Annotated in this window: 12 protein-coding genes; 4 read left to right on the forward strand and 8 right to left on the reverse strand. The window is 43.3% G+C overall.

All coding sequences use genetic code 11. The features are described 5' to 3' along the window. The first annotated feature begins 29 nt into the window (after positions 1 to 29). The 4 genes from AB1401_07000 to AB1401_07015 all read left to right on the forward strand — a co-directional run bounded on the left by AB1401_07000 (position 30) and on the right by AB1401_07015 (position 3,088). Positions 30 to 1,049: a DUF6765 family protein gene (locus tag AB1401_07000; GenBank protein MEW6615193.1), complete on the forward strand. Its 1,020-nt coding sequence runs from the start codon at positions 30 to 32 to the stop codon at positions 1,047 to 1,049. A 99-nt stretch (positions 1,050 to 1,148) separates the two neighbouring features. Beyond that, complete coding sequence (locus AB1401_07005) at positions 1,149 to 1,730, forward strand: GAF domain-containing protein (GenBank protein ID MEW6615194.1); 582 nt, start codon at positions 1,149 to 1,151, stop codon at positions 1,728 to 1,730. Continuing rightward, positions 1,720 to 2,628, forward strand: coding sequence for a protein kinase (locus AB1401_07010; protein ID MEW6615195.1), 909 nt, complete (start codon positions 1,720 to 1,722; stop codon positions 2,626 to 2,628). Before AB1401_07005 ends, AB1401_07010 begins: the two co-directional genes overlap by 11 nt. 13 nt (positions 2,629 to 2,641) lie before the next feature. Further along, positions 2,642 to 3,088, forward strand: a complete 447-nt coding sequence (locus AB1401_07015) for a universal stress protein (protein MEW6615196.1) — start codon at positions 2,642 to 2,644, stop codon at positions 3,086 to 3,088. A gap of 99 nt (positions 3,089 to 3,187) precedes the next feature. Here AB1401_07015 and sat read toward each other — a convergent pair whose 3' ends face one another. The 8 genes from sat to AB1401_07055 form a co-directional block, all read right to left on the reverse strand. Beyond that, entirely contained in the window at positions 3,188 to 4,378 is a 1,191-nt protein-coding gene (gene sat, locus AB1401_07020; GenBank protein MEW6615197.1) for a sulfate adenylyltransferase, read from the reverse strand. A 132-nt stretch (positions 4,379 to 4,510) separates the two neighbouring features. Continuing rightward, positions 4,511 to 4,933 (reverse strand): cobalamin-dependent protein, encoded by a 423-nt coding sequence (locus AB1401_07025; protein MEW6615198.1) that lies wholly within the window; start codon positions 4,931 to 4,933, stop codon positions 4,511 to 4,513. Positions 4,934 to 5,008: 75 nt separating this feature from the next. Then, complete coding sequence (locus tag AB1401_07030) at positions 5,009 to 6,688, reverse strand: methylmalonyl-CoA mutase family protein (GenBank protein ID MEW6615199.1); 1,680 nt, start codon at positions 6,686 to 6,688, stop codon at positions 5,009 to 5,011. Between the two features lie 74 nt (positions 6,689 to 6,762). Next, on the reverse strand, positions 6,763 to 7,020 hold the full coding sequence (locus AB1401_07035) for a hypothetical protein (protein MEW6615200.1): 258 nt from the start codon (positions 7,018 to 7,020) through the stop codon (positions 6,763 to 6,765). A gap of 420 nt (positions 7,021 to 7,440) precedes the next feature. Next, a complete protein-coding gene (locus AB1401_07040) occupies positions 7,441 to 8,973 on the reverse strand; it encodes a fatty acid--CoA ligase (protein MEW6615201.1) in 1,533 nt (510 codons plus the stop codon). A gap of 171 nt (positions 8,974 to 9,144) precedes the next feature. Next, positions 9,145 to 9,855, reverse strand: a complete 711-nt coding sequence (locus AB1401_07045; GenBank protein ID MEW6615202.1) for an enoyl-CoA hydratase-related protein — start codon at positions 9,853 to 9,855, stop codon at positions 9,145 to 9,147. Between the two features lie 538 nt (positions 9,856 to 10,393). After that, complete coding sequence (locus AB1401_07050; protein MEW6615203.1) at positions 10,394 to 10,672, reverse strand: MoaD/ThiS family protein; 279 nt, start codon at positions 10,670 to 10,672, stop codon at positions 10,394 to 10,396. Further along, complete coding sequence (locus tag AB1401_07055; GenBank protein MEW6615204.1) at positions 10,669 to 11,649, reverse strand: nitronate monooxygenase; 981 nt, start codon at positions 11,647 to 11,649, stop codon at positions 10,669 to 10,671. The genes AB1401_07050 and AB1401_07055 overlap by 4 nt, the downstream gene beginning before the upstream one ends. Positions 11,650 to 11,881 lie beyond the last annotated feature (232 nt).

Here is an 11,881-nt window from a genome sequence, read left to right on the forward strand (position 1 = left end):
CGGATAACAGAGGACGGAGGGCGATTACCATGGATATTGAGTTTCATTATTGGATGACCGGGCTTATTGCACACGGGGCAGGATTCAACCTAGATGATGCCAGGATAATCGCATACGCCTCACAGTATGTGGATGAGAATGATCTTTGCCTTGAGATTGAAGACAGATCAACTAGCGAAAAATATTGGAATTATATCAGTCAAACTATGAATATCCTCAAGCCGAAAGACACCCTCATGAGAATATATCCTATTTTTCATTTCATACCCGGGGAACCTGAAGCGCGGTCAGCCAGACGTAGAGACGGGAAAAGGCATATATTAAATACAACGCCTAATAACGAAAATGCAAACGAAATAATTGACGATGCATTCAAGGCAGATGAACAAACAAGACTTTACAGGATAGGCATTGCATCACACAGCTATATTGATACATGGGCACATCAAAACTTTGTTGGCTGGTACGACTACTTTAATAACATCGGTTTAGATGTAAAACCAGATATTGGACACGTTGATGCGGAGCATCACCCTGACTGGGTAAGCCATTTGTGGGTAGACATCAGATTAGTAGAACCGGAAGTTAATAATCTGCACCGTTTTCTTTCCGCTGCAAAAGAGCTTTTCAGAAAATACTGTGATTATCAGGAGAGTTTGGGAAACAGCAACAATTTTAACAAATGGGCTGGCCTTGAAAAAGAGATGATTGGCTTGCAAGGTAGAACCTATACCGGAGATATAAACTATTACGAACAAAAACGCTCTGAAGGATATAAAGATAAGATTGACTGGCTTCCTGATTTTGACGAGCAAGAATGGTTTAATGAATCTATAGAAACTGAGATAAGGGGCTTAAGAGATACTCACGATGGTATTATGGCTCATTTTACATTGTTTCAAGACAAACACTATTGGAAAGAAGGTATCGTTAAAGAAAAAACAAAGTGGTTTCTATTTCAAGAGGCAGTGAAACAACATGAGAAATTTGCTATAAAGCAATTGTCCCCAGTGTTTGCTGAAATGGGTTATAACCTTGCTAAAGTTTAAGACTCATTGACATCCAAATACATCCATTTTATTAATATATCATCGTAGTCGGATTTTTATGACTCGGCATAAATAATTTGATATTAAGGAGAAGAGTATATGGAACAAAAGCCGGTTAGGAGGATTTATCTCAAGGATTTTAAAACAATTAGTCGTGCTATTTCAACATATGAAGATTTTAATCTGCTCATCAGTCATTTTGCTGAGCTTATAAGCCGTTCATTTGAGGTCAAAGGGTGCAGCATTATGCTTTTTGACGAGAGGGAAAAAGAGTTGTTTCACGTGAGCAGCTATGGTGTCAGTGAAGAATATCTGAATAAAGGTCCCCTCCTTGTAGATAAAAAGTACTCTGCCTTTTTTACCGGAGAACCCATTTTTATTGAGAATATGCAAAACGATCCTCGTGTCAAGTATCCAGAGTGGGCAACCAAAGAAGGAATCGTTTCCATGCTGACGGTTCCAATAAAATGTCGAAAAGCAGTAATGGGGTTAATAAGAATCTATCATAGTGAGCCATGGATACTCCATGAAGACGACATTGATTCCTTCTGTGTGCTGGCAGACCATCTGGGATTGCTTATAGAAAACAACGGTCTTAAGAATTTTCTCGACAGAGTGAAAATTGCCATGGAAAGCCTTCCCACATGGATGTTGGAAGGACTTTATTATAATGAAAGGTAGGCTCTTCACTGACACCACTGAATTCTTCAATATAGATAAAGGCGATGAGATTCTGGTTGACAGTAAACGGTATATCGTAACAGGCCATGAGCGGGAAAGTCGGTTCGGCATGGAGGAACCCAAATTCTGGGTCAAACGGGCTATTGATGCAGACACAGGAGAAAAAAGGATCATAAAGTTGTCCTTTTCTGAGAGATTCGAAAAAAGCTTAGGTGGTGTAAGAATTGAATGCTTCAGGAATCCTGAAAAAGAGGGAGAGGTTTTAAGACTTGCAAAAGATCACCCACATTTTATGCAGGGAAAGGTTTACAGGGATATCAAGGGCAATAATGTTCGCGTATTAAATATAGTACAAGGAACAAATTTTTTTTTGCACCTTAATTCCATCGATATGGACCATGAGACCTATTTCCACAAGGTATTCCCAGGAATTTTAAGGCAGCTAATAAAAGCGTTTGATGCTATTCGTTTTCTCCATAACCACGGGTTAAATCATGGAGATATAAGAAATGATCATATTATTATAGAGCGGGAAACTGGTAATTATGTGTGGATAGACTTCGATTACGACTACGAAACGGAGGAAAACCCATATAGCATGGACATTTTTGGCATGGGAAACGTTTTGCTTTATGCAATTGGGAAGGGATTTCACAACGCTGATATGATACAGAATGATACACTTACATATAAAGGTTTGGCAGGACGGGCCGAACCGGAAGATTTTTCCATATTGTATAGATCCAGGTTTATGAACTTACGGAAACTTTATCCATACCTTCCCAGAATGCTTAATAACACCCTGATGCATTTCTCAAGAGGTACAGACGTATATTACGAGTCCACAGATGAAATAATAGAGGATTTAAACAGAAGCCTTTACTCCATCTCTGAATAAAAGGAGAAAATACTTGAATAATACCATCCTTGTTGCAATAAACGATTCAATGAGCTCCAGGGCAGTATTGGATTACCTTGCCGGCTTGGCACTCTGCCACGATAACCTTGAGGTTACCTTGCTTCATATCTATAGAAAACCACCATCCGGTGAAGAACTCATGGGCAAAGAGTTTATGGATCAAATACCGTCAAGGTTATTAGCTGTTTTACAAAAGGCAAAGGATAAACTTGTGGAAAATGGGTTCGATCCTGAGAAGGTCACGACAAAATTGATCACCGAATCTTATCCTACTGTAACCGATGGAATTATTGACCAGTTTAAGAAAGGGGATTTCCAGATGGTGGTGATTGGCCGCAAGAGGATGTCTAAAGCTGAAGAGTTTGTATTGGGAGATGTAAGTATCAAGCTGGTAAGGGCGCTTGAAGGGGCTGCTGTTTTGGTTGTCAAATCCCCTTAGGACTGGGGGAAAAAACAATATAAAACTCAATTAAAAAAAACGCCCTGAGGGTAACTTAAAGCACTCTCAGGGCGTTATGCTTTTTAGGTAATAGTGTTTTTACGCTTGTCCAGCTTCACTCTTGTAATAAGCCATGAGTATCCTGGCTACTTCCGGACGGGAAAACTCGCGTGGTAAGTCTTCACCAGCGGCAAGCATAGCACGAACTTTTGTACCGGAAAGCATTATGTAATCGTCCTTACCGTGAGGACAGTCACGCATCATGACTACCTTATTACACTTCTTGCACCATACAGTGTGATCACCCTTGAAAATCTTAATGGCCAGAGCTCCCTTAGGAACATCATCAAAGATAGTCTGCGCATCAAAACCACCATAATAATCGCCCACTCCAGCGTGGTCGCGGCCAACGATCAGGACAGTAGCACCCATATTCTGACGGAAAATGGCATGCAATAGAGCTTCACGAGGGCCTGCATATAACATATCAAAACCATAACCCGCTATTTCAACTGAATTGGGTTCGAAGTAGAGCTCCACCATTTTGCGTATAGCTGCATCGCGAACATCGGCGGGGATATCACCTGCCTTCAGTTTACCCAACAGCATATGAATAATAGCACCATCTGCATTGTACTCTTTCATAGCCATTTTAACCAGCTCTTCATGTGCCAGGTGCATTGGGTTACGGGTCTGGAAGGCAACCACCTCTTTCCAGCCCCTTTTTGCGATTACATCCCGAAGCTGTACAGCGGTACGAAAGGTTTCGGGGAATTCTTTTTCAAAATAGGAATAGCTTAATACCTGAATAGGACCAGAGACCGCGATGTTGCCCACTGAATTGAAGGCTGCAACCCCTGGATGCTCCATATCTGTGGTGCGGAAAACCTTCTCTGTCATTAATTTCATTTTATCTGCGCTTATCTCTTCGATTGCTTCAACCTCCTGGATTGCCAACACCGGGTTCCCTTCAACATTGGGGTCGCGAAGTGCAATGCGTTTGGCGCCTTTAATGGCAGAGGCATCCTTGAGTATATTCAAAATAGGTGTGGGCCAAAATAAGCCAGAAGTTGTTTGCATTTTCTCAGCCACACTTACAGCATCGGCTACGTTCATATACCCTGTAAGCGGGTTGAAGTAACCAGAACCTAACATGACAGCATTTCCCGCTGCCGCGGAAGACATTACCACCAAGGGCAGGCTTTCAGCCTCTTTAATTAGTGCTTTTCGTTTTGTATCATCAGCTACATACAACGGATTAAGTTTGTCAGATCCAAACGGTTTAATCATTTTGCTTCTCCTTCTTTTTTGTCCTTGTTACTGACCCCAGATAACAAGTACATTCTATGGGTGAATTACTCCACCGACATTTTCTTATAACATTAGTTTTTTGGGGTGTCAAGATATTATTGTTTTCAGATATTATTGTTTCCACCTCTCTTTCTTTACCCTGTCTTCTATATGCTGAACCATATCCCTGGTAGGGGTACTCTGTCCAAAGAACCCTGTTATCCCCAATTTTTTTAGTTCAGGTCTATCTTCCTCTATGATCCTTCCGCCGGCAATTACGCATATATCGCTGCCTCCCTTTTCTCTCAGAAGCTCAACAACCTTAGGGAAAAATATCATATACAGATGATCATTTAAGTAACTCAGGGCAATGACATCGGCATCCTCTTCGATCGCTGTATTTACTATGTATTCAGGTGTATTGAACTTTCCCAGATAAACCACTTCCATACCTGCCTCTTTAAGTACATGGCTCAAATATATAATTCCTCTGTCGTGGCAGTCCAATCCAGGCATAGCCACCACTACTTTTATCTTCCTGATGGTCCCTTTCATCACTTAATAACTCCTCTTTCACAGATTAGTTAAATACTGTTAACTGTTAACGGTTAACTGTTAATAGTATTTATTTTAAAGAGAATACTGCAAAACCTTATAAGGGTCGTAACTCGCACCATTCGCTTCACGGATCACACCCAATATCTCCCCCAGGGTTGCTTTTGCCCTTAATGATTCCATCATTAACGGTACCAGATTGTGTCCCTCACCCTTACTGGCGCCTTCTCTCAAGTTTTCCAATGCATTTTTAGTTTTCCTTTTATCTCTTGTCTCCCTGAGCTTCCTGATTTCATCTTCCCTTTTCTTAGAGGTTGCCATTTGCTCTTCTAGAGGTCTGTCTCTACCAACCTCTATCGGCACTTCCTCTTCCTTTGAAACGATAAACTCGTTCATTCCTACTATAATCCTCTTCTTTTCTTCTATCTCTTTCTGCTCTTTGATGAGTTCCCTGTCCATCTCTGAACCGATCCACCCTGACTCTGTAGCCTTAATAGCACCACCCATATCATTTATCTTATTTATGACCTTAAACATCTCCTCTTCCATCCTGTTTGTGAGGGACTCAATGAAATAGGAACCAGCCAATGGGTCGGCTACACTTGCAACCCTTGATTCATACGCAAGTATGTTGTGGATATTCAGGGATGTTAAAGCCGAATGCTCGGTGAGGATATAATAGCCTTCATCGTATCCTGCCGGATCAAAGGATTGAAGACCACCCAGGACACATGCCAGTGATTCCAGTGTAACCCTTGCTACATTGTTCACTGGTTGCTGTACCGTCAGAGAATTACCTGATGTGTGTACTGACAGGTATAGCCTGCAGGATTCGGGTTTCTTTGCACCGTATTTTTCTTTCATCAATTTGGCCCACACCCTTCTGGCAGCCCTGAATTTGCATATCTCCTCAAAAAAATCTATATCACAGGCGCATCCGAATACATTTACCCTGGGGGCAAACTCATCTATATCATACCCCCTCTTTATCATCCTCTGTATGTATTCTTCCATGATTGCAATAGTAAATGCCATTTCCTGAATTGCATTGGCTCCTTTTTCATGCATATCGTAAGCATTGGGGGCTATGGGGTGCCATCTGGGGGTATTTTTTATAGAATACTCTATCACATCAGTTGCCAGTTTTGCTGCAAGGTCCAATGGCTTGGCATTGGTCTCAAACATACTATAAACCAGATGAATCGGTTCATTCAGGATGGAACCGCTGATCTTTTTCAGATCGTATCCCATGTCCTCCGCATACGCAACAAAGGCAGAATATACCACTGTGGCTGCCATACAGGGGTTGTTGAAAGAGACACTCACATCTTCCAGTGATATCCCGTCGAAGAGGTCATACATATCCTGCAAACAAACTATGGAAACCCCACTGACCCCTGCATATCCCTGAGCCAGCGGATGGTCCGGATCAATCCCCTGATGGGTTATGGTATCCCCAAAACAGTAAAGACCCGAGGCACCCTTTCCCAATAAGTACTTGTATCTCGCATTAGTGTCCGCTGTAGAACCCAGACCTGTAAATACCCTTCTCGTCCATAATTTTCCACGATACATGTTGTTCCAGATACCCCTGGTGAATGGATATTCCCCAGGGTTTGCAATCTCATTCTGATAATCGGTTTCCTCTAAATCCTGAGGGCAATAGACCTCTTTTAGGGGGATGCCGGCCGAGGTTTCTGTAACCGGACAGCCGTCAAAGCGCCTGCTTGATTTGATTTTTTCTTTACTACCCATAACCAATCTCCTTTCTGAAACATCAGAAGTATTGACAAAGCTCTGCTACATATTCACCCAGTTACCTATTCTCCTCATCTGTCTTTATCCTCCAGGTCGTTCAACACAATATCAAAAAACGGATAAACATTACGGTGCTTATATTTTTTAACATACTCATTATAGGCTTTGGCTGCATCCAATTCTGTCTTGAAATTTCCTATATTAGCAAATCGCCCACAGCTTATGTCCACTCTTGCAAGCCACCTTTCAGGTTCTGGCAGATCACTATCGTAATATACACCGTGATATTTATCCGAGTTCTTCAAATTCGGTATAGGCCATCGTTTCACTGTCTCTCCTCCTTGCCTCAACCTCAATACCTGCTTCTCAGGGGTATTTTGGGGGTACATCGGGCAGAAGGGTATACCTTCCATCACCAGGCATTAGATAACAACTTAGACCTCTGGAACAAATTGAAAAGCATAGTTATATTGTATACATATATATAATAACTACTGTCAAGCTAAAAATTCCCTTTCTAGCCAAATGGATTATGGGAACAGAGGACGTTAGCGTACTGCTAAGTATGGTCAGGTAGGACTGGACGTTCAACCAATTTCTATCGAACTCTTTTTTGTTGCCTCAAGAAAATCTGGGGTAAACTTTCTCTGTTTCTATCAAAGATCACCTCCCATATGCAAGTAAAAATTCTATTTACAAAACTCGAGTTAATCTTTCGGCGAAAACGTTTCAACAAAAAGACTTTTCCATTATTTCTCTCTCAGTTCCCTCTTCAAGACCTTACCAGCGGCAGTTCTAGGCAAGGCATCTAGAAACTCAATAAATTTGGGCTTCTTGTAACTTGCCATGTTTACCTTGCAGAAATCAATAACCTCTTGTTCCGTAGCGTTCTCTCCTTCCTTAAGAACGACAAATGCCTTGACTGCTTCAACCCAATCCTCGTCAGGAACCCCGATCACCGCTGCCTCGAGGACAGATGGATGAGAATAGAGAACCTCCTCAACCTCTCGTGGATATATGTTCTCGCCACCACTTATTATCATGTCCTTCTTTCTGTCCATGATAAATATATAGCCCTCTTCATCTACGGTGGCCATATCTCCAGTATGAAGCCAGCCGTTCTTGATAGTCTCTGCTGTCTCTTCCGGCAACTTCCAATAACCCTTCATTACGTTATCGCCCTTGACAATAATCTCGCCCATTTCACCGGGTTTTACATCTGTCCCCTGCTTATTGACCACCCTCGCCTCCACATTGAATATCTCCTTGCCGCACGATGCGAGCCTCTTTACCTTCTCCTCAGGGCCTTCCAGTATGTGTTCCTCTGATCTCAGAAATGTCACTCCGGGGCTTGCTTCTGTAAGACCATATGAATGGAGAAAGACAGGTTTAAATGTCTCCATGGCTTTCCTTAAAACTGTTACCGGCATTGGAGATGCCCCGTAGAGAAATATCCTTAGATTGCTGAAGTCATAATCTCTTGGATTTTTTTCAATGTGCTGGAGTAAAAAGTTAACCATGGAGGGGACACCGAGAGTAAAGGTAACCTTCTCAGTCTCAAGGGTATCTAAGAAAGCTCCCGGTAGGAACCTGTTATGAATAACCAAAGTGCCCCCTGCGTAAAGTGTAACAAGAGCATACTCGGCAGCTGTATGATAGTAGGGAACGGCACTTAAAAATACGTCGTTTTCGTCTAACTTGAAGTCGATAATTCTTGACATGTACATTGAAACCAGATTCTTATGACTGAGCATAGCCCCTTTTGGTTTCCCTGTAGTGCCGCTTGTATACATCTGAATAGCTACATCATCGTCGTCTATCACTATTTCCCAAAATTCAGGGGGAAATCCAGTTATCATGTCCTCATAGCGCCCCATACCCGGGGGGGCTGTGTCCCCCATAGCGAAGCAAGTGCCCACAGTCTTCAAATTACCTCGGATCGAACGTATAACATCTATAAACTCCCCACCCATTATCAGCATCTTTACTTCTGCATCATTTATTATAAACTCCATCTCCCGCCCTGCTAACCTGCAGTTCAGCGGTACGAGAACTGCCCCTATCTTTGGAATAGCAATATAAAGCTCGATATATTCGGGGCATGGATGTTCTAATAGTCCCACTCTATCCCCTTTTCCGATTCCCTTTGCCATGAGTCCGGCTGCTAACCTTTTTACCCTATCGTCCAACTCGCCATAACTGTGCTTCTTACCTTCAAAAACAATAGCGGTCTTATGCGGATAGAGTTTAGCGTTTCTTCTTAAAATGTCTCCTATAAGCATTTTAGCTCTTCCTTTATCTCCGGCTTGAAATAGCCTACTGCTCTGTCTTCCCCCTGGTAGACATTATGAACCCTCTTATCTATTCTTATCTATAACTATGCTTCACTCCTCGTGATTTGCGCGCCTTGTCCCGCCTGTGGCGGGAGAGCTTTTTACTGTGCCGTCTGATTCTTACTTTCCTTTGAATTCAGGTCTTCTCTTTTCTAAAGCTGCTTTGAAGCCTTCCCGAGCATCCTCCGTCTTTATGCAGACGCTCTGAGCAAAAGATGCAAATTCGAGTTCAGAGGAAAGGTTAGATCCTATACCACGTCTGATCCCCATCTTTATCATGCCTATGGCCTTAGTGGCTCCCCTTGCCAGTTTGTTCGCAAATTCTCCTGTCACCTTTTCCAGTTGATCCGTCGGGACTACCTTGTTTACCAAACCTATGCGTTCTGCTTCAATACCGTCTATTATGTCACCGGTAAAAGCCAGTTCATTGGCCTTCCCTATGCCTACCAGTTGAGGAAGAAAGAACATCCCTCCCATACCCGGCAATGTGCCTATCCTGACGAAAAACTCACTGAACTTGGCGTCTTCCGCCGCTATCATGATATCACATGCCAGACATAGATCAAACCCTGCCCCTATGGCCGGTCCATTCACCAATGCTATCACTGGCTTCGGCAAGTCAACGATCGCTCTGACTACTCCCTGAAATACTGCATATATCTCCTCTCTAACCTCCACCGGAGTCATATCCACTATCTTTTCTCCCTGGGGAAGATCTATACCAGAACAGAATACAGAACCGGCACCAGTGATAACTACTGCCCTCACTTCATTATCTTGAGAGGCTCTTTCAAGTGCATTCTTTATCTCTTTACCCATATCTATGCTCAATGCTTTCTTCGTTTGGGTCTATTCATTGTTATCGTAATTACATTATCTTCTTTCTTATAGATAATATCCTGAAATTCCACCTTCACCTCCTGTAGTGAACGACAGTAGAAAGTCTTCACTGTTAACGGTTTAACGGTGAACGGTCAACAAAATTCCAGACTTTGTTAACCCTCATTTCATCTCAATTGGTTTCTCCCAATCTGTTATGGCAATAAGTCTATTGTTTGCCAGATCAGACATGAAGCTCAGTGAAGTTCCCTATATTGAGCATAAGGACCCTCGCCCTTGCTACCGTGAGACTGTGTCGTAATGCTCTTTTTGTCATTGCGAATGACCGAAGGAAGTGTGGCAATCTTTGTGTAATCAATGACATATGAGATTGCTTCAGTCGTTTCACTCCTTCGCAATGACATTGTGACACAGTCTCCGTGGGGGTAGGCATGTCAGAACCAGCACTGGACCCCATTTCAACAACAAGTGCCCCCTTCTCGGTCAGGCTTGCAAAAAAACCCTTTGTTACAACCTGGGCCTAGCTGACTCAACTGATAGCGGGATGTGCAAGCAACACGTTCACCACATCCCCGGATTTCACAGGTGTCTGCAGCCCAGAAAGGGAGCGCATGTCTTTACCGTTGACATTGATTATAATGCTAGACTTTAGTTTACCCTTTTCATCAAACAAATGGCCCTTTATACGTGGGAAACGTTCCTCTAGCTTACCCAGACATTCAGCGACATGGGTGGCATCAACCTCTACTACAGCTAACCTCCCGGTCACTTGTCGCAAAAGGGGTGGAACCTTGACCTGTATACTCATTTTGTCACTCCTCCCAAGGAAGCAATCTGCTGAGCGATAGCGCTCGCCTCAGCAATTATGCCATCAATGAATTCTTTGACAGTTGAGGTGCGATGTATTAGGCCCACAGCTAAACCACAGTAAGCCAGCCCCGCATCCAGCTCACCATCAAGTATGGCCCTCTTGTAGTTCTCACCAGCAACAACCGCGACCAACTCTTCGAAAGCAGCACCCCGGGCTTCCATCTCCTCAACTTGTTCCACGGCTTTGTTCCTCAATGAGCGGTGCGGAAGCCCTATAGAACGCTCAATCACAGCCAGGTCGGTCTCTTTGCTCCTGACCATCCACTCCTTAAACTTAGGATGGGTTGGACATTCCTCCGTTGCCATAAAACCGGTACCAATAGTAACACCCTCAGCACCCAGAGCCAGGGCGGCTATAAACCCACGGCCATTGACAATCCCTCCGCCAGCAAGGACCGGTATCTTGACGGTCTCCCGTGTTACCGGAACCAGGACCATAGTAGGAACATCATCCATACCCAGTGCGCCCCCGTTCTCAAATCCAACTACAGTTACCATGTCAGCCCCATCATTCTCTGCCCTGCGGGCATGCCTTGCCGCAGCACACTTGTGTATACATTTTACTCCTCCTTCCTTGAGGCGGGAGAAATATTCCGCAGGGCTGCGAGTCCCTGAGGTTTCGACTGCCGCAACCCCTTCGTCAATGAGGGTTTCGATGAACTCATCATTGGGCATAGGCCTCCGTGATGGAAACAGATTGATGTTTATCCCAAAAGGCTTGTTGGTCAGACTTTTCGTCTTCTTGATCTCCTCGCGAAGCTCCTCTGCGGTTTCAAAGTTTGCTGAGGTGATAATCCCTAACCCACCAGCATTCGAGACCGCAGCCGCATAGCCTGCTCGAGAGATGTAAGCCATCCCACCAGCAACTATGGGATACTCAATACCAAGCATCTCTGTGACTCTTGTCTTGAACATAATCGACTCCTTTCTTAGCTAAGGTTATTTTATTTAGGTTGAAAGTTTAAACTTTTTAGTAACGCAAAATCCATACCAACCTCTAATCTAAAAATGGAAATAGATTAACTAGAGGAATTAACTCAACGAACTTATACAACAAATTCAATGAAATTAGGAAACTAGACGTATTTATATTTATAAGGAATGGATTCATTCGGGATTGATAGTGCGGACTCCGTAGCCCTGTCTT

The organism is Thermodesulfobacteriota bacterium (assembly GCA_040757775.1).
In the GTDB taxonomy this organism is placed as follows: Bacteria; Desulfobacterota; UBA8473; order UBA8473; family UBA8473; genus UBA8473.